The organism is Desulfobaculum bizertense DSM 18034 (assembly GCF_900167065.1).
Taxonomy (GTDB): domain Bacteria; phylum Desulfobacterota; class Desulfovibrionia; order Desulfovibrionales; family Desulfovibrionaceae; genus Desulfobaculum; species Desulfobaculum bizertense.
The window spans coordinates 1-24,007 of sequence record NZ_FUYA01000001.1 but is presented as its reverse complement, the minus strand read 5'-3'; the positions used below and the strand labels follow the sequence as shown (position 1 = coordinate 24,007).

Genomic DNA, 24,007 nt, shown 5'->3' with positions numbered 1-24,007 from the left:
ACACGTGCATCCCCATTGGGGCGCCTGCTCTTGTCTTTTTGACAAACAAACGCCCGGAAAGTCCGGGCGTTCCTTTTCCATGTGTTGTCGTCGACCCTAGGCTTCTTCCGTGGCTTCCTCAGCGGGAGCACCCACGGGGCCGGCGCCCTCTTCCCGTAGCCCAAGGTGAATGAGCAGGGAATTTTCGATTTCTTCGCGAATCTCGTCGTTTTCCTGGAGCATTGCGCGAACATTCTCTTTGCCCTGACCGAGCCGCTCGGAACCAAAGGCGTACCACGAGCCGCTCTTTTCGACGATTCCGGCGTCAACGCCCATATCAATCATTTCGCCAACGCGGGAAATACCCGTGCCATAAATGATGTCAAAAATGGCTTCACGGAATGGCGGAGCGACCTTGTTTTTCACAACTTTGACTCGAGCCTTGATACCAAAGGCCTCTTCCTTGTCTTTCAGGGTCTGGATACGACGAATATCCATACGCACGGAAGAGTAGAATTTCAGGGCATTACCACCGGTAGTGGTCTCGGGGCTACCATAACCCGTCATGCCGATTTTCATACGAATCTGGTTGATAAAGAGAACAGCAGCGTGTGACTTGTGGATGGTACCCGTCAACTTACGCAGAGCGTGCGACATCAGTCGGGCCTGACCGCCAACCTGGGTCTCACCCATGTCGCCATCAAGCTCGGCCTGCGGAATCAGGGCCGCAACAGAGTCAATAACAATGATGTCCACAGAGTTAGAGCGGACCAGCATGTCGGCAATGTCGAGAGCCTGCTCGCCGTAGTCGGGCTGAGAAATAATCAGCTCGTCAGTCTTGACTCCAAGACGGCGGGCATAGTTCACATCAAGAGCGTGCTCCGCATCAATAAACGCAGCAACACCGCCATTTTTCTGGCATTCTGCAATGATGTGCAAAGACAGGGTCGTCTTACCAGAAGACTCCGGTCCATAAATTTCTGTCACACGGCCTTTTGGAATGCCACCAATGCCCAGAGCCATATCGAGGCCAATGGAGCCTGTGGAGATGGTCGGAATATCCACGTGAGCATCATCCGAAAGGCGCATAACAGATCCCTGACCGTATTTTCTCTCGATAGTTGAAAGAGCGGTATTCAGGGCCTCTTTGCGCATTTCCTCAGGATTCATCTGCGCACCGCGACGTTTAGCCATATGCTGTTCTCCATAAAAATTTGTCTTAACGGAAGCCTCAGAGACATAGCAGAACACCCCGACACGGGCAACTCCGCGACAGCGTGGGAAGCCTGAATTTTTTCATGGCTGCAAGCTGATAATTTTGCTCCAAAATCCGCTAAAAACAGTCTGTTCACGAGAATTCTGGACTTGCCTCTCTCTAAATCCATGACTATAGCCTCTTCACCTATGAAAGAAAACACCACATATGATGCTCTGGTCCTGTTCTCCGCAGGTCTGGACTCCCTTCTCACGGCGAAGGTACTTATGAAGCAGGGCCTGCGGGTCAAGTGTCTTCATTTTGTAACGCCCTTTTTTGGGCACCCCGGCCATGTGAAAGGATGGGAAAAAACATATGGGCTGGACATCGACATTATCGACGTCGGCAATGCATACGTTGATATGATGCGCAAAGGCCCCAAGTATGGCTTTGGCAAGCTTTTTAACCCCTGCGTGGACTGCAAGATTCTGATGCTGTCGACCGCAAAAAAGCTGCTGAAAAAGTACGGAGCTTCTTTCATCGCCACTGGCGAAGTTGTGGGGCAGCGCCCCATGTCCCAGCGTCCCGATGCCTTGAACAGTATCCGTAATGATTCCGAAACCGAAGGCTTCCTGCTGCGCCCGCTGTCTGCAAAGCACCTTCCTCCGACTCCTATGGAGGAATCCGGGCTTGTTGACCGCGAGCAGCTCTACGGATTCTATGGCCGTGGCCGCAAGGACCAGATGGCGCTTGTTCGTGAACTTGGTGTTCGCGAAGAAGACATTCCAACTCCCGCAGGTGGCTGCCGCCTGACGGAGTCCCCGTCTGCATGCCGCTATGCGCCCATTTTTGAGCACTACCCTGACGCCACTGACCAGGACTTTTACCTGGCGAACGTTGGCCGTCAGTACTGGGCAGGCACACACTGGCTGTCCATTGGTCGCGACAAAATCAGCAACGAAATGATTGAACGCAACATCCGCCCGACGGATTACGTGTTTCAGCTCAAAGACTACCCCGGACCGCTGGTCCTTGGTCGTCCCTTTGCTGGTGAATGGAGCGAAGAAGCCCTGCGTGATGCCGCTGCCATGACAGCGTACTTCTCCCCGCGCGCCCGCCGCGCAGGCACAGAGACTCCTGTCATCTTGCGACAGGGTGACGAGGAGCGGGAACTTTCCGTGCTCCCGTCCAAAGAAAACAGCACTGGCTTCCACGAGAATGTCTGGAAAGACGTCAAATACGTCCGAAACGGCATGGACCACCATCACACCAGATAGGCAGTCCGCATAAAAATGATACGAAAGGCTCTGGAAGACATTCCGGAGCCTTTTTTATATTGTGGCAAAAGGCGTTCAGGCTCGTGCTGGCGGGGCTTTTGGCCATCTTGTGCAAAGCACGACACTAGATTTTCACTTTTTCAGGGTATACATTTCCCCAATGCTCACTCAAATTTTGTACATCGCGCTTGGAGCATTTCTGCTCTGGTTTAGCGCTGACTGGATTGTCGATTCTGCGGCAGCCATTGCCCGGCGCTTCCGCGTACCCGAACTCGTCATTGGCCTCACCATTGTGGCCATCGGCACCTCTGCCCCCGAGTTCATCGTCACTGCAACAGCCGCGTTCAAGGGTCTTTCGGACATGGCCCTGTCCAACGTTGTGGGCTCAAACATTTTTAACCTTGGCGTCATCCTTGGCCTCATGGCCATTCTGCGCCCCATCGTTGCCTCCCGGACCGTGGTCCTGCGCGATGGTCTTCTCCTTTTTGCCGTCATGGCCCTGACCACGGGCTTTGCCTTTATCGGAGAAATCGGCCGCATCGAAGGGCTGATTCTCATCGGCATTTTGCTGACCTACATTCTGGTCCTGATCTTCCGTCGCCCCAAGACGCACTGCGACGAGCAGGCCAACTGCAATGAACGCTCCGCAACATGGATTGACTACCCCAAGCTCGCTGCGGGCTTTGCCGGTGTCTCCCTTGGCGGCACCCTGCTGGTTGACGGCGCATCAACCCTTGCCCTGCATCTTGGCGTCTCTACATGGGCCATTGGTGTCACCATTGTTGCCGCAGGCACCAGCCTGCCCGAACTGGTGACCTGTCTTTCTGCCTCCATCAAAGGCAAAAATGACATGTTGCTCGGCAACCTCATTGGCTCCGATCTCTTCAATTTCTGCGGCGTGCTTGGCGTGACAGGCGTCCTGCATCCCATTGAAATTTCACAGACAGCCATGCCCAGCATGACCATGCTTATTGGCTCAATGGCCATTATTCTTTTATGTATGCGAACAGGTTGGAAAATCAGCCGCAAAGAAGGCGCTCTTTTGCTCGTGCTTGGTTTTGCACGCTGGATTCCATCCTTCCTGTAAAGATTTCTCTCTGTTATGCCGATGGTCTGCAAGGGGCAGGTGGTACAAACCGGAATCCCTTGCCAGCTCAAAGAATCGGTATTACCTTTAAAATTCGATCCCTGTAAGTAAAGTCCCCCAAGGAGGATATGGAATGAACAGGTTTGAGACCATTGGACGCACTTCGTCGCGTTCCGTCGAAAGCGTTAATGCTTTCATGCGTGGCGTCTACAACTGGATGACTGCAGGCCTTTTGGTCACCGCAGCATCTGCGTTCTTTACTGCAAGCAGCCCCGCTATGCTGAACTTCCTGTTCGGAAGTTCCCTTATGGGCTACGCAGTCATTTTTGCGCCCTTTATTCTCGTTATTGCCCTGTCCGCTGGAATCAGCCGCATGAGTGGAACAACCGCAACGGCGATGTTCCTTGTGTATAGCGGACTTATGGGTCTTTCACTTTCCAGCATACTGCTTGCGTACACGCAGGAAAGCATCTTTATGACCTTTGTCATTTGTGCTGGAATGTTTGGTGCAATGAGTGTCTACGGCATGACGACCAAAAAAGATCTGACCTCTATGGGCAGCTTCTTATTCATGGGTCTCATCGGCATCATCATTGCCTCCATTGCGAACATTTTTATGGCGAGTTCCGCTCTGGCATGGGGTATTTCCATCCTTGGCGTCATCATCTTCACTGGTCTGACAGCCTACGATACCCAGCGCCTGCGCTACATGGGTGAAAGCGCCCCGATGGGTGACGAAAACGCCCTGCGCCGTGGCACCATTCTTGGCGCCCTGACTCTCTATCTCGATTTCATCAACCTTTTCCTGATGTTGCTCCGCCTCTTTGGCAGCAGCAGAGACTAAGCTCATCTGGGGGCGGCTTGTCCGCCCCCTTTTTTATTTTATGCAGAAGATACTCCTCCAGATTCAGCGCTCACTGTCCCCCCTTCTTTTTCTCCCCGCCAAAATCTATGCCGGGGTCATGCGGCTTCGCCGTCGCTGGTACGAAAAAGGAAAACTTGAATCGTATCGCCCGCAGTGCCCGTGCGTCAGTATCGGCAACATTAGCTGGGGCGGAAGTGGCAAGACTCCGCTCACCGAATGGCTGCTTCGCTGGGCTGCGCACAACGGCCTCGCCGCCGCCGTGCTCACTCGCGGCTATGGCGCCAAGCCTCCAACACCACATTTTCTTGTCGAAGCCGACAGCACCCCGCAGGAAGCAGGTGACGAACCCCTTCTCCTCCAGCGAGCCTGCCCCGACAGCCTCATTGTCGTCGACCCCAAGCGTGCCCGTGCTGCCCAGTGGACCTGGCAGAACTATCGCCCGCACCTTTTCCTTCTTGATGACGGCTTTCAGCATCTCGGCATTCAGCGCGATCTCGACCTTGTTCTCCTGCGCCCCAAGGACTTCACTGACGAATGGAATATTTGCATTCCCTCCGGCTCATGGCGCGAAGACAAGTCTGCCCTCACCCGCAGCTCTGCATTCCTCATAAAATGCACCCGTGACGAGTATCGCGCCCTTGGGCCACTCATTCAGGCCCGGCTCGCCAAGTACAAAAAGCCCGTTTTTCAGTTCTCTTTCCGCCCCCTCGGCGTCAAACGCGTCGACCGCGCCGACTTTGGCCGCGACTTCGGCGGAAAGCCCTACATCCTCGTCACTGGCGTCGGCGAACCGTATCAGGTCATCGACACCGCAGAGCAGCTGCTCGGTCAGCGCCCCGCCCTGCACCTCCGTTTTGAGGACCATCACGACTACTCTCAGGCTGACTGGGACAGCATCCACCGGCAGGCAGAACGCCGCGGCGTTGAGCACATCCTCTGCACCGCCAAGGACGCCGTAAAACTCGCCCGCCTCGAAACGCAGAACCTTTGGACCTTTGAGCACACCCTCGACTTCTCTGAGTCCACCTTTACCGAACTCGACTTCCCCGAATGGTGGAAGCAGTCCTGGAACTCCCTCGTCGGAAAAGAAGACGACATCCACCCTCAAGAACGATAGAATATATTCAGCAGAGGCTGATTGTGGGGGGGTGTTGTTTTTTATTGGGGCGCTGCCCCAAACCCTGCAAGGGGCGCCGCCCCTTGACCCCGCCCAAGGACGAGGCCCTTGGGAATCCCGCTTTCGCTGGAATATGGGGTTGAGTGGGATGAGAGCTACGCTCTCCTCTCCATCAACCCCATATTCCAGCTAGTGGGCACCCAGTGCGTTCTTTTTCTTTCCGCCTCAACCCTTTCTTTTTGAACGCTCGCGTTCAAAAAAAATGGTGGCAACGCACGGGAAAGAGAAAGAAGCTCTTTACGCCTTCTCACCCAAGTTTGAAAACCGTCCAAGCGAAGCTTGAACGGCTTTCAAACTCGATGAGGATACGTAAGGGAATCATTCCCTTACGCGGGGGTTTGGGGGCTGGCCCCCAATTCCATTCCCCCGCCCGCCCATCCAGCACTAACGAGCACGCCCCCCCACACAGCTCTCCAACACGCACATTCTACAAAATTTATATAAGGAAAAAGAAAAACATGGCGCCTAAACACAGAAGAAAGCCACAACGCAAAAATGCAGGTCCGCGAGTAACGCAAGAGACCGTGCTTCAAGCGCTGAAAGACGCCCACCACCCGCTTCGCCGCAACGAGATACTTGCTGCGCTCAAGGTGAAAAAGGAGGCGAAGCGAGCGCTGAAAGAAATTTTGAAATCCCTTGAAGAGAAGGGAAAGCTCATCCGCACAAAGGGTGGCACCTACGGCCTGACGCAAAACATGTCGCTGATTACTGGCACACTGGAAATCCAGCGCTCTGGCGTAGGCTTCCTGCTGCCAGAGGACAAGCGCCGCAAGGACGTCTTCATCAGCCCAAATAACTTTGGTGATGCATGGAACGGCGACCGGGTCGTAGCCGCGCTGATTCCGACCCGAAAGGGCAAGAATCCAGAGGGCCGTATTGTTCGGATTCTGGACCGCAAAAACCGCGAAATGCCCGTCCGCCTTATCAAGCGCCTTGGCCCAGACATGTTTGTTTCGCACCCCACAGACACCACCATGCAAATCAACTTCATGGTGGACACGCAGGAGCTTGAAGATGAGCCACAGGTTGGCGACATCATCTTTGCCAAGCCCGGCGAAAAGCTGGACGCCAAGCTTTGGGCTGCTGACGCTACGGTCTTCCTTGGTGCAGAAACATCCGTTGCCGTGCAGGAAGGCATGGTAAAGATGCTTCACGGCATCCCTCAGGACTTCCCGTCTGCCACAGTAGAAGAGGCACAGGCGCTGCCTGACGAACCGTCTGAGGCTGAATTTGAAGGCCGTCGCGACATGCGCGAAACCCAGTTCGTGACCATTGACGGAGCAAGTGCCCGCGACTTTGACGATGCGATCTATGTTCGCCCAGAAAACAATGGCCACAGGCTCTTTGTCGCCATTGCAGACGTCAGTCACTACGTGCAGCCCGGAAGTGCGCTGGATCAGGAAGCCCTTGAACGCGGCAACTCCTATTATTTTCCGACATCCGTGGAACCCATGTTCCCGGTTGAGCTGTCCAATGGCCTGTGCAGCCTGAACCCCAATGTGAACCGCCTTGCCATGGTTGCCGAGATGTTTGTCTCACCCAAGGGCAAAATCACAGAGGAGCAGTTCTACCCTGCCGTCATTTGCAGCCACGCGCGCCTGACCTACGATCAGGTTCACAGTGCCCTTGAGCTGAATGACGACGCCACCCGCACCGAGCTGGCCGAGGTTCTCCCCATGCTCGAATCCGCAGAGAAGCTTGCCCGCCAGCTCAACGCCCTGCGCAAGGACAGAGGCACTCTGGATTTCGAAATTCCAGAGCCGCTGATTTCCTTTGACGACAACGGCGTGCCTGATGACATTCAGCCCCGTAAGCGGAACTTTGCACATCAGCTCATTGAAGAATTTATGATTGCCGCCAACGAAGCCGTTGCGCGCTTTTTAGAGGATCGCGGCGAGCCTGCGCTCTATCGTATTCACCCCTCACCCGATGCCGACAAGCTCCGCAACGCCTTTAAAATGCTTCGGCACACCGAGCTTGGGCAGCTCATTCCAGACGGCGCTGGACCTTCCATCATTCCAGAGCTTTTGCACGCCGCCACGGAGTTAGGCATGGACTTCATTGTCGGCCGTCTCCTTCTTCGCTCCATGATGCAGGCATCCTACAGCCCCATGAACGACGGCCACTTTGGCCTCGCCTCTGAGAGCTATTGTCATTTCACTTCGCCCATTCGCCGCTATGCCGACCTCATTGTGCATCGCGCGCTCAAGGCCGCGACTGGCAAGGGTCCCCATTGTGTGCCGCAGGGCGACGCTCTTCAGGAAATCGCAGACCAAATCAGTGGGCGCGAGCGTGTCGCCATGCGTGCTGAGCGTGAGATACTGAAGCGTGTCACTATTCTCTTTTTGCAGGACAAGGTTGGAGAGGACTTCACCGGTATCATCAACGGCGTCGCCGACTACGGTTTTTGGGTCGAACTCAACGAGATTATGGCCGAAGGAAGTGTCCGCCTCTCCTCTCTCTCTGATGACTATTATGCCTTCATTCCAGAACGGCAGGAGATTTGGGGCGAGCGCACAAAGAAGCGTTTCTTCATCGGCCAGCCCGTTCGCGTCTATCTCAGCGATGTGAATCTCTCTCGTCTCGAAATTACCCTTGAACTTATTCAGGGCAAGAAGGCCGCCTTCAAGCGCAACCTCCGCCGGCAGATTCAGCCCAGCACCCATGGCGAAGAAGCTCGCCAGCGCCAGAAGCACCGCTTTCACCCAAAGAAGCGCCATTAGTTAAGTGGGTGGGTGGGGTACGAGACTCCGTCTCGTGCTCTGCAAGAGGCGCAGGGCGGGTGGGTGTTTTTTTTATTGGGGCGCTGCCCCAAACCCTGCAAGGGCGCTAGGGTGGGCGGGGACTCTATCCCCGCACCTCTGCAAGGGGCGCCGCCCCTTGACCCCGCCCAAGGACGAGGCCCTTGGGAATCCCGATTTCGCCCGAAATTAAAGGGGCCGGATGAGTGAAAGCCTTTGGCTTTCCCCTTCATCCGGCCCCTTTTTTTCGGCCTAATTAACTGGGCGCGTGTTCTTTTTCTTTGCGCCTCACCCCCTTCTTTTTTGAACGCAAGCGTTCAGCAAGAAAATGGTGGCAACGCACGGGAAAGAGAAAGAGGCTCTCGACGCTAGCCCCAACAAGTTTGAATTCCATTCACGCGAAGCGTGGATGGAATTCAAACTCGATGAGGATACGTAAGGGAATCATTCCCTTACGCGGGGGTTTGGGGGCAGGCCCCCAACTTCCCCCTCCCACCCATCCAGCCTTCACAGGCTGGGGCAGGCCCCCAATCTTTTCCCCTCCCACCAATCCAGCCCTTGCATACCGCCAAAAGCCTTTATTGGTAGGACCATTCATAAAAAGACGCTGCCGCGCGGCTATTTGTGAATTTTGTCGCATAGAGATAGCGCAAAAACGCAGCCCGAGAGCCAAAAATTCAAGACCTTTACTATATTTAACTACTTGATTTTGATTAACTTTTTGCTATCAATCTTTTGTCATTCAAACGACTTTTTTAGAACAACCCCGCTAATTGCTTGATTTCACGGGGTTTAAAATTATTTGCAAAATATTTCACAAAAGGGTTGCCATGTATTGTGAAAATAATTACAAATCATTCTCAAGGGCAACGGAGAAATCCAACGCCCCCATATCGTAACAGTTCCGAGGTCCGTTCCGTCACAAACGCCTTGGACTGATGCAGGTAGCTCCCACCGCCTGCTACGATAGAGAATCTGCAAACGAAGACCGTTGACGATTCGAAAACTGCCAAACACCGTATCCTACTACGAAGCCGTCCCACATTCCGGCTTCACCCAATTTCCCGCACGCGCCGTGCACCGTCCTCCTACAAACCACACGGCGCGTGCGGAAAATCCTCCTTCATAGACCCCTCATCAGTTGAAGGAAAACCTCCATATTCTATTCATTAACACACCACGACACGACACGGCATCCCTACCTGCCGTGAAGTGTGCGTGTACGCCTCGTATTTTCTGTATAGAAGGAACTATTCTTCCATAACGACATGCTTTCGATGCTGCGGACCAAGCCCAGTCAAAAGCCAGTCTATGGACGTATCCGTGCGTGCACCAACCGTAATAAGCCAATCCGGTGGAATCCGGTTGTTCTTGCGGGCATTGGAAACGGATGCAGAAGACACGTTCAAAAATGCAGCAAGCTCCTTCCATGTCTCGCTGGATGTCGCCTCGCGAAGCCGGGAGAGAACACTCTCGGCAGACCTGAGCGACTCAGCATGAGAGAGATCGCGAACATTGACATACATGCGCGGTTCGTCAAAAAAGCGGTCGTTGTAATGCGCGCGAATGAAAACACGCGTGTAGCGTCGGCTCCTGTTGCGCACACGACACTCAAAGCTGAGAGGCTTCTTGCGGGTCATGACTTTTCGCATAGCTTCCTGCGCAAGCTCAAGGTCGTCTGAATGCAGGATGTCCACAATCTGCGTGAGATCACCAGCAACCCGCCCCACTCCGGCCTCGTCGCCAAGCACAGGCGGGTCGAGCACCTTGCTTGCTCGCCGAATAATGCGACCTTCACCGTCAATAACGATGAGCGCGTCAAAACTCTCCTCGCCAAGACTCCGCATGTACTCGGTTTCCTGTTTCACGGCAGATGTAATATCGCGACAAATCCCCACCAAACCAATGACTTCCCGATTGGCGTCATCAAAAACCGGACGCCGAACAATCCTGTACCAGCGCTCCTGACCATTAAAGTGCGGGGCCATAGGGGTGATAATTTCCCGGCGCTCCTGAAACACGTTGATAGCGGCCTGAACCAAAAGCTGAGCCTGCTCCGGCGGCAAAAAATCTGCTTCCAAATGCCCAAGGACCTTGTCACGAGAAAGTCCAAAGGCATCACAGTAGGCATCATTCACAGCCACGAGGCGATGGTCTCGCCCCTGCGCCCAGGCAATATCTGGGAGAGCATTGACAACGGGAGTGAAGTCTTTGACGAGACGCGCAGCGTGCGGGAAACCGCTGGGAATAAAATAGCCAGAAAATGAACGAATATGCCCCTTGGCATCGCGAACGGGCTGCACAGTGAACAAAAAATTCATGGGGGAGCCGTCCTTGCAGCGCAAGGTCACCTGCCCTCGCTCAATGCCACCGCGCCGAAGCAGATTACGAATGGTCCGCCGCTCCTCCGGGGTGTAGTAGAGCTGTGAGGTGTTGACGTTCAGGACTTCTTCGCGGGTGTAGCCACACATGGTGCAAATGTCCTCACTGACGTCCAGAATGTTTCCGTTGGTGCTAATGGTGAAGCCCATAACGCTGTCATCATCCTCACCAAGTGGATGCAGGGGGCGCCCCTGCGCAACGATGAGATTCTCCTGTCCTTCCGGAGTCAGGATTTCCATTCCCTGCCAGCGAAACTGCCTCACTCCAGAGCCATCAAGAGTTCGCATGCGCAAGACGATTTCACACATGTGCGTGCTGTCCACAGCCTGAAGCACAGCCCCCCGAAGCGTTTCTTCTTCCATCGGGTCAATGAGATCAAAAATATTCCGGCCAAGAGCATCTTCCTTGCTCATGCCCCGCTTTTTCAAATACGCCTCATTGGCAAAAAGCAGTGTCCCGTCCCGCCGAAACACAACGCCACAATCCTGAAAATCTTCAAGACCTTTGCTGTAAAATTCAAGTTGATCCTGCATTGTATACCTCACTCAAAACGCGCTTTTTACGGCCTCATATCTTAAGCAATATACCCAAAAGTTCATCAAAAGTGAAACGCCCCTCTCTACCTTCATAAAATATGAATGAACTTTTTGTGCCAGTTCCATTGCAAAGCAATAGAATTCATATATGTTCCCAGTTTCGGATTTACGTGTCTGAAAAATAGAATGAATGAGAGATTTTTGGAGGGGTTGCAGTGAAGACCACAATGAGAATTTTGCTTGCGACAGTCTGTATGCTGGGCATTTTTGCATCACAGGCTTTTGCAGCTGGCTACGGAATTTATGAATGGAGCGCACGAGGAAATGCTTTGGGCGGCACACTGATTGCCCGCGCAGACGACCCAAGCGCCGTTGCCTACAATCCGGCAGGCATCACCCAGCTTGAGGGTATCAATGTCATGGGCGGCATGACCATCATTGCCCCCAATGCGACCATCAAGGTGGGTGACTCCGGTTCTGACGGCAAAGGTTCCAACACCGCCTGGACCATTCCTCACGCATACTACACACACCAGATGAGTGACCGCGCATGGTTCGGTCTGGGCGTGTTCTCCCGTGTCGGTCTGGGAACAGAATACACGGACGATGAAAGCTGGGCAGGTCGCTACAACTGCTCTTATGCAGGCATCAAGGCCGTTTCCGTGAACCCCAACCTCGCATTCAAAGTGACGGACAACCTGTCTTTCGCTGTTGGTTTCGAGGCAATGATCATGGAATTTGCCTTTGATAACGCAACGGATCCTCGCACTCTGAGTGGCTCTGACTATGACTACGACGACAACACCTACGACATCAAAACCAAGCTTCGTGCACAGGGATGGGCACCGGGCTGGAACGTTGGTCTGCACTACAAGCCTTTTGACTGGCTGGCATTTGGTGCCACATACCACAGCCAGATTGATATGACTGTTGAAGGCAAGGCTCACTTCGACGCCAACCCCGGCGGCAAAGCGTACCTCGCCGACCCCACCCTGAATGCCATGTTTGGCAAACGCTCCAACGCACAGGGTACAGCCCCAATCCCGGCTTCCACGTCCTTCGGCGTCATGGTGAAACCCACCGAACGCCTGAGCATCGAAGTTGACGCCATTCACACCGACTGGAGCAGCTACACCGACCTCACTTTTGAGATCGACAGCATGCCCTCTGACATCGTGTCCGACAAAAACTGGCACGACACATGGCGCTATCAGGTTGGTGCAGAATACCGCCTCTACGACTGGATGGACCTGCGTGCAGGTTACGTCTTTGACGAATCCCCCATTCAGGACGAATACGCAGATTACGCTGTCCCGGGCAATGACCGCCAGATGGTCAACACCGGTGTCGGCATGCGCTTTGACCAGTGGACCGTTGACCTGTCCTACAGCTACCTGTGGATGAAGGGTCGTGACATCGAAGCCCGCCCGCATGATGGTGTTCCGGAGTCCCGCCTTGAGGGTGGACACTCTCACCTCATCGGTATGTCTGTAAGCTACAGCTTCTAAGACATTCTCCTTCAGATAAAATACAGGCCGTTCCTTTTGGGGACGGCCTTTTTTTACATGCTTTTTTCCAGCTCAGAGAGAAGCCATGATGCCGCAGGCCCAAGCCGACGGCCTCGCGGCCACAAAAGATACAGTGGCGTCGTCACCTGCGCTCCCTTAAAGCTCAGCGGAAGTTCCACAATCCGCCCTGCCTGCAAAGATTCCTGCGCAAGCTGCTGCGGCAAAAATGCCCAGCCCACACCAGACTCCACCATACTCCGCACAATAAAATAATTCTCGGCAAGCCAAATGGATCGCCCAATAATTGAGGTCTCTTCCATGCGCTCGCCGCCACGATTGGTCGGAATGATTTCCCGGTATTCAGAAAGGTTTTCCAAAGACACCATGCCCTGACGCGCAAGAGGATGCTCAGGCGCAGCTACAACAGCAAATTCAATGTTGAGCATAAGCCGAAAATTCACGCCCTGCGGAGCACCAGACCGAAGAGGCGTCACCAGCCCCATCTGCGCGCGCCCAGAACTCACCAACTCCCCAACATCACTAAACGCCGCAAAAAGGCACTCCAGCTCAACCCGGGGAAACGCAGTGCTAAACGAACGCAAAACCCGCTCCAGCATCCTTGGCGGCGCCATTTCGTCCGTCGCAATGGTGACCCGGCTTTCAAAGCCGGAGGCAAGAGAGTGTGCTCGCTCCTGCATGTCTTGTCCCCGCTCCAAAATCTGTCGGGCATCCTGCAGGAGTGCTTCGCCAGCCTCTGTCAGATGCGGAAATTTTCCACTTCGATCAAAAAGATCAATACCAAGATCAATTTCCAAATTCTGTATTGCTGTGCTCACTGCGGACTGAGCGCGCCCCAGCTTTCGTGCAGCAGCAGAAAAAGAGCCTTGTTCTGAGGCGGTTACAAACGCTCGTAGCTGATCTAAATGCAAATCCACACCGGTGCTCCTCTCTTTATCTATCTGATAAGCAGATAGTACCTGACTGGATAATACCTGTAAACGCGATAATAGAGCACACGTTCACTGATTTTTTACGAGGTTTACAATGAGAACGACAAACGACCGCATTCGTCATGCCATCCTTTTTGAGATTTGTGGGTTGATGATTTCCGCCCCAATACTCGCCTGGATTTTGAATAAGCCCATTAGCCACACAGGCGTCCTGAGCATTTCCCTGAGCCTTAGCGCCATGTTTTGGAACTATGCCTACAACTGGCTCTTTGACCACGCACTGGTCATGCTCAAGCGCCCCGTGAATGAGCGTCCCGTGTGGATGCGCGCATTCCACGCACTGATGTTTGAAGTCACCTTCATGCTTCTGACCCTTCCCGGCGTTGCATGGTGGCTGGACATCGCCCTGAGCAAGGCTCTTGTCACAAACATCGGCATGTCCACATTCTATATGGGCTACGCCTTTGTGTTTAACTGGGTCTACGACGTTGTCTTCCCCTGCCCTGTCGAGGCCGAAGCCACGGCAGTGTAACGAGTAGACGTCTCCACAAAAAAAAGCCCCGTCCTCACATGAGCACGGGGCTTCACTTATTTTGCATCTTTCCAGACCTGTTTCAGCCGCTTGTCCCTCCCGCATGACTTTCGGTAAAAGCCATACCTGATAGGATTCTTCCGGTAATAATCCTGATGAGACTCTTCTGCTGGCCAAAATTTTTCCGCAGGAAGAATTTCCACCCGAATCTTGTCGATCAGCAAACCAGACAAGGCAAGGTCAGCCTTTGATTTCTTTGCAGCCTCTTCCTGCACCTTGTCCGCCACAAAAATCACAGGGCGATACTGGTTTCCCCGATCACAAAACTGCCCTTGTCCATCCAGCGGGTCGACATTGCGCCAGTAGATTTCAAGCAACCGTTCGTAGCTCACCTTTATTGTGTCATACCGGACAAGAATGGCTTCCACATGCCCAGTCCCGCCACCAGAAACCTGCTCATACGTCGGGTTGCCAGATGTGCCACCAGTGTAGCCGACCGTCGTCGACAGCACGCCTTCCTCAGAATCAAAAGGCTTCTCCATGCACCAGAAACAGCCTCCCGCAAAAATCGCTGTCGCGGGTTTGCCTGTATCTGCCAGTCCAGCCTCGGCCGCAAAACACATGCTGCCAGAAAACAGCATCACCCCAAGGCCCAAATAAAAAATACGTCGAAAAAGCATACTCGCCTCCCTCATCCAGAATTTGCAAAATTCTAGCACAGGGGCAGAGGCTGAGCCACGCCTAAGATTCAGACAGCGTTGAAAGTGCCCGAAGATCCAAAAGCTCAATACGCTTTCGGGAAAGCCGAAGCAGGCCCTGCTTTTGAAAACGACCAAGCACGTCACTCACGGTCTGCTGGCAGGAGCCTGTCATGGCTGCGAGCTGATGCTGGGTCAAAGAAATAGGAATGGTAATTTTCCGATCAAGATCGGATTCATCCGCAATCTCATCCTGAGCAAGATAAAAGAGAAGCCGCGCCATGCGCACGGTCACGTCACAGGTCATCAGGCTTTCCACCTGATCTCCGAGGTACCGGATACGCTTCCCAAGTTCCGTAATGACCCGTCGCGAGAACTGCGGATATTCTTCAAGAAGCTTTTCTAGGGCAGAGCGAGAAATTTCGCGAAGTATCAGCGGAGTCAAGGCCTGCGCATTGGCCTTTCTGGGAAGACTTTCCAAAACCTCGGCAACGCCAAAAAGTTCCCCAGTGCGCCGAATAAAATAACTTGGTTCTTTTCCGCTCTGGGACACCTTAAAAATACGCAGTAGCCCCTTCTCAACATAAAAGCAGGAATTTCCCGCATCACCTTCAAAAAAAATCGTGTCATTTTTCTTGTACTGATGCGAGGTCGAGACCTCTTCAAATGCCACCTTCAACTCAGGAGCAAGGGGGCGAAAAAAGTCCTCACCTTCCAGGTGCCACAAATGTTTCATTACGCCTCCCGCAAACGTCAAAAAAGGGAGACTCCAGACTGGAGCCTCCCTTCACTGTGCCGAGTCATGGGCGCTTGTCAAGCACGCTACCGGTCAAGGCGATTGCGGTACTTGTAGACCATTTCTTTGCCGTGGATATCGGTACATTTCCACGTGATTGAATTCTTTCCCATAATGGGTTTTAGCGTGGCCTTGTGATAGCCGAGCTGATACGGAATTCGAGTTTCGATGGCATTTCTGGGGCACGCCTTGACGCAGGACATACAGTCCCAGCAGTCACGAGTGCTGCGGCAGAAAGACTGCCCGGTTTTTGGATCCACAGCCATCAGGTTACCGGGGCATGCTTCTTCGCAAAAAGACTCAGAGCGGCCCTCGCAGCCATTACACTTTGAAAGATCTATTCTTGGTGGCATATTCTGACCTCCTTATGCTCTAGCAGGTGTAGCGATCACCGGGGATGATCTGCTTGTACTCACGGGTAAAGGCATCAACCTTTCCGGTCTTGGGATCACGACGGGTTTCAACAAAGCAATCAAAGTTTGCATCGTCGCGTTCCGGGTAGTCAGAACGAGTCTGCCAGCCTTCCCAGCGAGTCTCTTTTCGAGCCTTGAGGTGGTGACACACGGCTTCTGCAACATCAACGCGGTCCATCGTCTCAAGGCACTGCATCAAATCGTGCAGGCTCTCGGCGTGCAGAAACTTAAACTGGTCCTGAAGCATGGCGATGTGCTTGAGAGCATAATCAAGACGCTCTTCGTTAGTGCGATAAAACTGGGAAGTTCCGCCAGCATACTCGTCCATAAGACGCTGAAGGCGTTCACGCATTTCAAGCTGCTTTACGCCGTCAAAATCTGCCCCCCTGAACAGCGGAGTATAGACACGGCTCATTTCAGCCCTCACCTGCTCCATATCCAGTTCCGGCAACTCGTTCAGCTCATTCTCTTCGATGTACTCCATGGCGCCACGGGCAGCGATTTTGCCCTCAACGCAACAGCCACCAACAAACTTATTGGGATGACCGCCTGCCGTCTCACCTGCGGCAAAGAAGCCAGGAAGCGTGGTCTGACGATCCATCTCAACCCAAAATCCGCCCATGGTGTGACCACCCATGATGTAGGGATCAGAACCAAAGATTTCGATGGGGTCCTTGGTGACATCCTGACCGCGAGAGGCAAGGAAAAGGACAAAGGATGGACGCTCATTGAGATAATCCGTGAACATAGCCTTCACGGTCTCGGATTCCATGTTGCGGGTATCGCAGTATGTCGGGCCGCGGCCTTCCAGCCACTCATACATCGGCGCATTGGCACGAACGAACCGGGGAGCAGCATCACCACCGAGATGAGCGTAGCGCTCCTGCATGATCTTCTCGTCCTTGCAGTTGATGATGGGAGCCTTGTAGCCAACGGAAATCGTATCAACAGGACCACAGAAGTCCTTGGTTCTGGTTGCAACCCAGCGCTGCTCAAGGCTGCTCAGCTCGGCGCCCTGACGGAAGCCCATAGCGTAGCCGGAACCAACGCAGTAAGGGCACATCCATATCTGACTTCCAGAATCGGTGCCATCCATTGTGTAGGACTTGTACAGGGTGCCAGCTCCACCTGTTGCACAGATGGTTGCCTTGGCCCGAAAAACATAAAACTTGCCATCACGGACACCGAGTCCCATTGCGCCTGCGCAGCGTTCACCGTCCATCAGCAGGCCAGTTGCAGCGATACGGTTGTACACCACACCGTTCTCGATTGCTTTTTCGGCCATGATGGGCTTGAGCTGCTCACCGTGGATGGAAATATCCCACTTGCCACGGTAGTGGATGCTGCCGTCTTCATCACGGATGATGGGCAGCCCCCAGCGCTCTAGATCGTCAACAGCTTCGTTCAGCTCTTCGGCGTTGGACAGCGCAAGGTCTTCACGAAGAGGCCCACCACCAACCTGTGCCCTAGACCAGCGCACCAGATCTTCTGGAGTTTTGTCGTCCGGAATATAGGTATTGATGGCATCCATGCCTGCAGAACATGCACCAGAGCGCATGATTTCGGCCTTTTCCATGTAGGTGACGGTCACGTCCGGGTTCTGCTTTTTGGCTTCCACAGCCACAAAGCACCCTGCGTTACCTGCGCCGATGACCAGAATGTCGGTATCGACAACTTCAATCTTCACCTCGTCCAGAGACTTGGGCAACTCACGAACTGTAGGCCCGCCAGGAATATTTGGCATATGTTTTCCTCCGTAAAAGAGTGTGGAGCAAGCGCCCCACCCCTCTTAGAAAAGTTTGATTCCGATCCACTTCATGCCAATGAAGAACAGGGCCACCGCAAAAACGATACGCAGATATTTCTGGTCAACGACCAGTCCAACCCGACGACCCAGTCGAGCACCAAAGTACCCGCCAAGCATGGCAAAAACTGCCAGAGCATAAATAACCGTGTCGGCGACTCCACGCACAATGAACTGCGAGCCAACATTGGCGACCTTGACGAAGTTGCCAGTTCCCACAGCGACAACCATCGGCAGGCCAAAAAACGCGTTCATAACAGGCGTAAAGATGAAGCCACCGCCAACACCGAGAAGTCCGGCGAGAATCGCAATAAAAAAGTTGGCGATTCCAGGTCCAAGCACGTTTGTACAGTAACGCTCACCCTTCCATTCACCACGGGCAATCAAAAAGCCCGTGCGCTGGTCTTTCTCTGAAGCGGTTTTGGCCTTCTGTGGAACAAAAGCGCGGTACGCCATCCAGCAGGCAGCACCAAAAACAAGAATGGAAAAGTAGAGTTTCAGCGTCTTGGCCGGGAGACCAAGTGAGATGTAGGCACCAGTTGCAGCGCCGAGCAGACCAAAAACCATCATGGAGGCCGCGACCTTCATGTCTGGTGTCTTTTTTCGAAAGTGAACCCATGCGGCCAAAAGACCGATGACTCCAGAGGCGAGAGAATTTGTCCCAAGGGCGACCTTCAGGGGAAGACCAAGCCACATTGTGTAAAGCGGGACGGAGAACATGGAAATAAAAGCACCAACCATACCACCCATAAAGCCAGCAACCAGACCAACACCGATGCCCATAAGCGGAGCGACATCAACTGCCCCCCAGTCACCGTGGTCCCAGTGCAGTACCCACGAAGGGTGCACAGATTCTTTGGCTGCAACAGCAATAAGCAGCAGGGTCATTGCCCAGAAAATGTAATTGCCAAGTGATGCTTCGCCCAGAAATTCTTTCAGGACAGATTTTTTTTCCTCATTCGCCATCTTCTTCTCCTCAGTAAAGACAGAATGTGATCTGAGCTTCGCCGCACAGCTTGTGCAGAAACTCACATGAGCAGTCCTACTCCAGAGAAGAAAAATGCTTCTATCGCGAGCACGATAAAACCCCAAAGAAAGATTTTTCCGAGCCTGAAATCTCGGCATTTACAGGCTAAAAATCAGGCTCTTAGCCTCACAGTTCTTTTTTCAAAAAAAGCTCATCATTCCTGGGTCGCGACTCCTTTTTGCCCAAAACAGCACCAAGGCAAAGCGTTCAGGCTCCACAGCATTCAGCATACCCTCTCAGGCAGACCCAAGGTATCCTTTAAGAAAAACACAAGCTTGCACCACGCTCCTTTTCCATCTTCTCTTTTTTCACAAAAAAAGACGTCCAAGCTCTCACCATCAACACCCACTCTTCACAAAGCTTTCCCCAGCTTTTGCAGAAACAAAAGCCACCACATCCAGCAAGCCGCCCCAACAGAAGACAGCTTTTTTTTATTTCAAGCTTGACACTGAAATTCATTTTCAATAGCGTTCCCTTGTTGCCGTGCTTTTCATCCCTGACTCTCGTCTTTTCTTCGCTTTGTGAAATGCACGTACGGACAAGCAGATGGGCGCTTTGTCCGTTTCTTTTTACAATATGATTGAGAATGAATTTCAATTACAAATTCATTCTATCGATTCCGAGGAGGCTTTCATGGCTAAGGGGACTCAACTTCGCAAGCTGACAGTCAACACAAAAGCTCGCATCAAGAACATTCACGCCGATGGAGAATTAGGACGTCGCATCCGTGACATGGGTCTTGTTCCGGGCACTGAAATCACCGTTGTGGGCCGCGCACCTTTGCACGACCCTGTCGCTCTTCGGCTGATGGACTTTACTCTGACGCTTCGCAACCGTGAAGCAGACCATATTACCGTCGATATTCTGGAGGCCTAGATGCAGCCCGAATTTACAATAGCTCTCGCTGGCAATCCGAACTCTGGCAAAACCACAATGTTCAACGCCCTGACTGGCGCCCGCCAGCACGTGGGCAACTACCCCGGTGTGACCGTCACCAAAAAAGAAGGTGTCGTGAACTCACAGGGCAAAAGCGTCAAAATCGTTGACCTGCCCGGCACCTACTCTCTGACTCCATACTCCGAGGAAGAGCTGGCGGCCCGCAGCTTTGTCGTTGACGAAAAACCACACGCCGTTATCGACATTGTGGACGCCAACACCCTTGAGAGAAGCCTGTACCTCACCGTGCAGTTCCTTGAGCTTGGCGTGCCCGTTGTTGTTGCTCTCAACATGATGGACGAAGTCCGCCGTCGCAAAATCAGGCTGGACTCTGCCCGCCTTGCAGACCTTCTCAATGTTCCTGTTATCGAAACCGTCGCCCGCGAAGGCGAAGGAAAACAGGAAATGCTCAAGGAAGCCATTGAATTTGCCCAGCAGAACAAAGGCTCTGAGCTGAACCCCGTCCGCATTTCTTACGGCGAGGACATTGACAAGGCTCTCGATGAAATGGAGCAGAAAATTCTTGCTGCCCGCTTCATGACTGACCGCCTGCCTGCCCGCTGGATTGCGCTCAAATATATTGAGGGTGACGAAGAGGTTTTGGCCCGCGGCCGCAAAGCCGATGCGCTGTCTATGGAGCTTGAGGCAACGTCCCACAAGCTCGCCAAGCACGTTCGGACCACTCTGGACACTTCGCCTGAAGCGCTGATTGCTGACCATCGTTACGGCTTCATCTCCTCCATTCTGCGTCAGGGTGTCGTCAAAAAAGACGTCACTCAGGAACGCATCAATTTTTCTGACCGCCTCGATAAAGTGCTGACCAACACCTTCCTTGGTCCGCTCATTATGCTCGGTGTCATTTATGGCATGTTCCAGCTCACCTTTGCCGTTGGTGAAATTCCAATGGGATGGGTCGAAGAATTCTTTGGCTGGCTGAACGCATCTGTCACGGCAGCAATGCCAGACGGCCTGCTCCGGTCCCTCATTACATCCGGCATTATTGACGGTGTCGGCGGCGTGCTCGGTTTTGTGCCGCTTATTCTCGTCATGTTCTTTTGCCTCTCCTTCCTTGAGGACTTCGGCTACATGGCCCGTATGGCGTACATGCTCGACCGTGTGTTCAAGATGTTTGGCCTGCACGGCAGCTCTGTCATGCCCTTCATTATCTCGGGTGGTATTCCAGGTGGTTGCGCAGTTCCTGGCGTCATGGCTGCACGTACCCTTCGCAGTCCTCGCGAGAAACTCGCAACCATCCTGACTGCCCCGTACCTGAGCTGCGGTGCAAAGGTTCCTGTTTTCGTTCTGCTCGCTGCTGCATTCTTCCCGCAGTATGGCGCAGACGTACTGATGCTGATTACTCTCGGCGGCTGGGCAATGGCTCTCATCGTTGCACGAGTACTTCGTTCCACGGTCATCAAAGGTGAACCCACCCCCTTTGTCATGGAGCTTCCGCCCTACCGCATCCCGCTTTTCCGTGGCGTGCTTATCCACACCTGGGAACGCGGCTGGCAGTACATCAAGAAGGCCGGTACCGTTATTCTGGCTATCTCCATCCTGCTCTGGGCCGCTATGACCTTCCCGGGACTTCCCGAAAATCAGGCCCAGCAGTTTGAACAGCAGCGTGTTCAGATTTCCCAGACTATAGACGAAGTCAAAGCCGCAGATGCAAACCCTGAAGCACTTGCCAATCTCGAAGACAAGCTTGCTCAGGTCGACAACCTTGAAGCCGAAGCTACATTGAAAAACTCCGCAGCAGGGCGCGCCGGTACTGCTCTTGAGTCTCTGTCCTCCCTTGCAGGATTTGACTGGAGAACAAACATCGCCCTTGTTGGTGGCTTCGCAGCAAAGGAAGTCATTGTTTCAACCCTTGGTACAGCATTCTCCCTTGGCGAAGTTGATCCTGAGGCAGCAGATAGCCTCTCGGCTCGACTGGCTGCTGACCCCGCATTCACAGTGTGGTCGGCCATCAGCCTCATTATCTTCACCCTGCTCTATGCTCCATGCTTCGTGACGGTCGTCGTCATAGCAAAAGAAGCTGGATGGAAATGGGCAGCATTCTCGGTTGGTTTTAACACCGTCCTCGCTTTCAGCCTGGCGACACTCGTCTATCAGGTAGGAAGCTCTTTGTAAGCCTTAACGCATTGCGGCCCTGCACCAAGCCCACCCCCGGTGCAGGGTCCGCACCATCAGGAGGTTATTATGTGCGCAGTTGTTGTTGGCGGAATGGATCGTCTGAAACGTGATTACATTGACACCGCAAAGCGTCTTGGAATCAGACTCAAGGTCTTTACCGGCAAAGAAAATGTCATCGCTCCCAAAATGGGACAGGCCGACCTGATCGTGCTTTTCACAAATCAGGTCTCCCACAAGGCAAAAAAGGAAGTTGTCTCCTACGCCAAGGCCAACGACATTCAGCTCCACATGTCTCACTCCTGTGGCATCTCCACCCTGCGGAGCTGCCTGTCCAACGCGTAATCCCCCCCAAGGAGGACATATGAACCCAATCATGGAAATGGGACAGCTAAACAAGGAAGCCATGCACATTTGCACCAGTGGCGGAAATCTTTCCAATGCAGAATTTTTGCTCCGACAGGCCCTTATGCGTTCTTCTGCATGTCGTTCACCGCTCCCCGGTGCCAAAATCAAGCACAACCTCGCTCTCGTTTTGACCCTCTCGGAACGTCGGGATGAAGCACACAGGCTCCTTTCCAGCGCCCTTGAGACCGTTAGCGATGCGCAGCTTGAACACAGCTCTTTTTATCGCCGAATTCAGACGGCATTACACGGACTGGCCGCCTAAAACTCATCCTCAAGGCTCATGCATGAACAGTGTCTCACTCGTTGCACCTCACCCTGCACCCACGCGAGGCTGGAAGAAACACATGCCCAGTCCCAAGCCGCTTTCCCCGGTTGCGCATCAGCTGGCAGAATCCCTCGGGAACGCCATGGATGCAAAAGACCACTCAACTCGATTTCATTCAGAAGATGTTGCCGTTGTCAGTCAGATCATTGCCCTCGAACTCGGCTTCTCCACCGAAGCCGCAGAAACAATCCACATTGCCGGGCACCTTCACGACATAGGGAAAATAGGCATCCCCGATGCCATTCTGAACAAACAGGAACCACTCACCAATGAGGAGTGGCATCTCATCCGACAGCATCCCGTTATGGGCTACAATATCGTTCACCCCATCGCAGAACTTGCAGAAATTGACGGAATCGCCGGAATTATTTTGCATCATCACGAACGCTACGATGGCTCTGGCTACCCCGACGGACTTCGAAAAGATCGCATCCCCTTTGGTGCTCGCATCATCGCCGTCGCAGACAGCCTCTCAGCTATGATGCAGGATCGCCCCTACAGCCCTGGCAAAGATTTTAAAACCGCTGTCGAAGAAATAAAATCACTCTCCGGAACCCTCTACGACCCAGACGTCGTTCAGGCCTTCCTCAAGAGTATCCCTGCACTTATTCAGCAGTGGCACAGGCTTCAGGCAACGCATTCACACAACTTTTCTCACTGTTAGGAGGCATTATGAGCAGCTGCCGTTCAACCATTCATTCCAAAGGCTCCGCCAGCTCTTTTCTCCTTCGAGCTTTCTCCCTTGGCGACAGGCCCGCGACAGCCTCGTCAGCAGAGGAAGCCTCACGCTCAGAACGCAGAAGCAGCGCTCCTGAGCATGCCCATCTACAGCGCGGGGAATAGCGCAGCCTTAGCCGCGTTATGAGAGGGGCAACAGCAGCCCCTCTCACCCCCGCCGACACAGCTCACAGGTGGTGGTGTTTTATTGGGCCACAGCCCCAGGCGCAGTTTTATTGGGGCGCTGCCCCAAACCCTGCAAGGGGCGCTGCCCCTTGACCCCGCCCAAGGACGAGGCCCTTGGGAATCCCGATTTCGCCCAAAATTAAAGGGCCGGATGTGTGAAAGCCGTTGGCTTTCCCTTACATCCGGCCCTTTAATTTTGGCCTAGTGGGCGTCCCGTGTGTTCTTTTTCTTTGCGCTCCAACCCTTTCTTTTTGAACGCTCGCGTTCAAAAAGAAAAAGGTGGCGAACTCGCAGAAGAGAAAGAAGCTCTCGACGTTATGCCCAACAAGTTTGAATTT

21 protein-coding genes are annotated in these 24,007 nt (G+C 53.5%); 12 read left to right on the top strand and 9 right to left on the bottom strand.

From position 1 onward, the window contains the following. Positions 1 to 96: 96 nt before the first annotated feature. Positions 97 to 1,173 carry a recombinase RecA gene (gene recA, locus B5D23_RS00105; RefSeq protein WP_078683358.1) on the bottom strand — a complete coding sequence of 359 codons (1,077 nt, stop codon included), beginning with the start codon at positions 1,171 to 1,173 and terminating at the stop codon, positions 97 to 99. Between the two features lie 171 nt (positions 1,174 to 1,344). Between recA and B5D23_RS00100 the strand changes: the two genes are divergently transcribed. The 5 genes from B5D23_RS00100 (at position 1,345) to rnr (ending at position 8,303) form a co-directional block, all read left to right on the top strand. After that, the gene (locus B5D23_RS00100; RefSeq protein WP_234985046.1) at positions 1,345 to 2,451 is read left to right on the top strand and encodes a tRNA(5-methylaminomethyl-2-thiouridylate) methyltransferase; all 1,107 of its coding nucleotides are present in this window, start codon (positions 1,345 to 1,347) and stop codon (positions 2,449 to 2,451) included. A 160-nt stretch (positions 2,452 to 2,611) separates the two neighbouring features. Next, positions 2,612 to 3,538, top strand: a complete 927-nt coding sequence (locus B5D23_RS00095; RefSeq protein ID WP_078683874.1) for a calcium/sodium antiporter — start codon at positions 2,612 to 2,614, stop codon at positions 3,536 to 3,538. 133 nt (positions 3,539 to 3,671) lie between these two features. Next, positions 3,672 to 4,382, top strand: coding sequence for a Bax inhibitor-1/YccA family protein (locus tag B5D23_RS00090; protein WP_078683356.1), 711 nt, complete (start codon positions 3,672 to 3,674; stop codon positions 4,380 to 4,382). Positions 4,383 to 4,422: 40 nt separating this feature from the next. Continuing rightward, on the top strand, positions 4,423 to 5,520 hold the full coding sequence (lpxK, locus tag B5D23_RS00085) for a tetraacyldisaccharide 4'-kinase (protein ID WP_078683355.1): 1,098 nt from the start codon (positions 4,423 to 4,425) through the stop codon (positions 5,518 to 5,520). 584 nt (positions 5,521 to 6,104) lie between these two features. After that, a complete protein-coding gene (gene rnr / locus B5D23_RS00080) occupies positions 6,105 to 8,303 on the top strand; it encodes a ribonuclease R (protein WP_234985045.1) in 2,199 nt (732 codons plus the stop codon). A 1,268-nt stretch (positions 8,304 to 9,571) separates the two neighbouring features. Here the strand turns inward: rnr and B5D23_RS00075 are convergent. Then, positions 9,572 to 11,236: a PAS domain S-box protein gene (locus B5D23_RS00075; protein WP_078683353.1), complete on the bottom strand. Its 1,665-nt coding sequence runs from the start codon at positions 11,234 to 11,236 to the stop codon at positions 9,572 to 9,574. Positions 11,237 to 11,454: 218 nt separating this feature from the next. On the opposite strand from B5D23_RS00075, the gene B5D23_RS00070 reads away from it, so the two are divergent. Further along, entirely contained in the window at positions 11,455 to 12,747 is a 1,293-nt protein-coding gene (locus B5D23_RS00070; RefSeq protein ID WP_234985044.1) for an OmpP1/FadL family transporter, read from the top strand. 53 nt (positions 12,748 to 12,800) lie between these two features. Here B5D23_RS00070 and B5D23_RS00065 read toward each other — a convergent pair whose 3' ends face one another. Beyond that, positions 12,801 to 13,682 carry a LysR family transcriptional regulator gene (locus B5D23_RS00065; RefSeq protein WP_078683352.1) on the bottom strand — a complete coding sequence of 294 codons (882 nt, stop codon included), beginning with the start codon at positions 13,680 to 13,682 and terminating at the stop codon, positions 12,801 to 12,803. Positions 13,683 to 13,791: 109 nt separating this feature from the next. On the opposite strand from B5D23_RS00065, the gene B5D23_RS00060 reads away from it, so the two are divergent. Beyond that, positions 13,792 to 14,229, top strand: coding sequence for a PACE efflux transporter (locus B5D23_RS00060; RefSeq protein ID WP_078683351.1), 438 nt, complete (start codon positions 13,792 to 13,794; stop codon positions 14,227 to 14,229). 56 nt (positions 14,230 to 14,285) lie between these two features. Here B5D23_RS00060 and msrA read toward each other — a convergent pair whose 3' ends face one another. The 6 genes from msrA to B5D23_RS00030 form a co-directional block, all read right to left on the bottom strand. Beyond that, positions 14,286 to 14,852 (bottom strand): peptide-methionine (S)-S-oxide reductase MsrA, encoded by a 567-nt coding sequence (msrA, locus tag B5D23_RS00055; protein WP_431830561.1) that lies wholly within the window; start codon positions 14,850 to 14,852, stop codon positions 14,286 to 14,288. A gap of 118 nt (positions 14,853 to 14,970) precedes the next feature. Beyond that, positions 14,971 to 15,663, bottom strand: coding sequence for a Crp/Fnr family transcriptional regulator (locus tag B5D23_RS00050; RefSeq protein ID WP_078683349.1), 693 nt, complete (start codon positions 15,661 to 15,663; stop codon positions 14,971 to 14,973). Positions 15,664 to 15,749: 86 nt separating this feature from the next. Then, a complete protein-coding gene (locus B5D23_RS00045) occupies positions 15,750 to 16,076 on the bottom strand; it encodes a 4Fe-4S binding protein (protein WP_078683348.1) in 327 nt (108 codons plus the stop codon). Between the two features lie 19 nt (positions 16,077 to 16,095). Then, the gene (locus B5D23_RS00040; protein WP_078683347.1) at positions 16,096 to 17,880 is read right to left on the bottom strand and encodes an FAD-binding protein; all 1,785 of its coding nucleotides are present in this window, start codon (positions 17,878 to 17,880) and stop codon (positions 16,096 to 16,098) included. A 45-nt stretch (positions 17,881 to 17,925) separates the two neighbouring features. Then, positions 17,926 to 18,906, bottom strand: coding sequence for a sulfite exporter TauE/SafE family protein (locus B5D23_RS00035; RefSeq protein ID WP_078683346.1), 981 nt, complete (start codon positions 18,904 to 18,906; stop codon positions 17,926 to 17,928). Between the two features lie 319 nt (positions 18,907 to 19,225). After that, a complete protein-coding gene (locus B5D23_RS00030; protein ID WP_078683345.1) occupies positions 19,226 to 19,564 on the bottom strand; it encodes a hypothetical protein in 339 nt (112 codons plus the stop codon). 36 nt (positions 19,565 to 19,600) lie between these two features. On the opposite strand from B5D23_RS00030, the gene B5D23_RS00025 reads away from it, so the two are divergent. From B5D23_RS00025 to B5D23_RS00005, 5 genes are all read left to right on the top strand, one after another. Beyond that, positions 19,601 to 19,843 (top strand): FeoA family protein, encoded by a 243-nt coding sequence (locus B5D23_RS00025; RefSeq protein ID WP_078683344.1) that lies wholly within the window; start codon positions 19,601 to 19,603, stop codon positions 19,841 to 19,843. Next, positions 19,844 to 22,033: a ferrous iron transport protein B gene (gene feoB / locus B5D23_RS00020; RefSeq protein ID WP_078683343.1), complete on the top strand. Its 2,190-nt coding sequence runs from the start codon at positions 19,844 to 19,846 to the stop codon at positions 22,031 to 22,033. A gap of 69 nt (positions 22,034 to 22,102) precedes the next feature. Beyond that, the gene (locus B5D23_RS00015; RefSeq protein WP_078683342.1) at positions 22,103 to 22,378 is read left to right on the top strand and encodes a DUF2325 domain-containing protein; all 276 of its coding nucleotides are present in this window, start codon (positions 22,103 to 22,105) and stop codon (positions 22,376 to 22,378) included. Positions 22,379 to 22,397: 19 nt separating this feature from the next. Then, positions 22,398 to 22,703, top strand: a complete 306-nt coding sequence (locus B5D23_RS00010; protein WP_078683341.1) for a hypothetical protein — start codon at positions 22,398 to 22,400, stop codon at positions 22,701 to 22,703. Positions 22,704 to 22,785: 82 nt separating this feature from the next. Then, positions 22,786 to 23,430, top strand: coding sequence for an HD-GYP domain-containing protein (locus tag B5D23_RS00005; RefSeq protein ID WP_078683340.1), 645 nt, complete (start codon positions 22,786 to 22,788; stop codon positions 23,428 to 23,430). Positions 23,431 to 24,007: the final 577 nt, after the last annotated feature.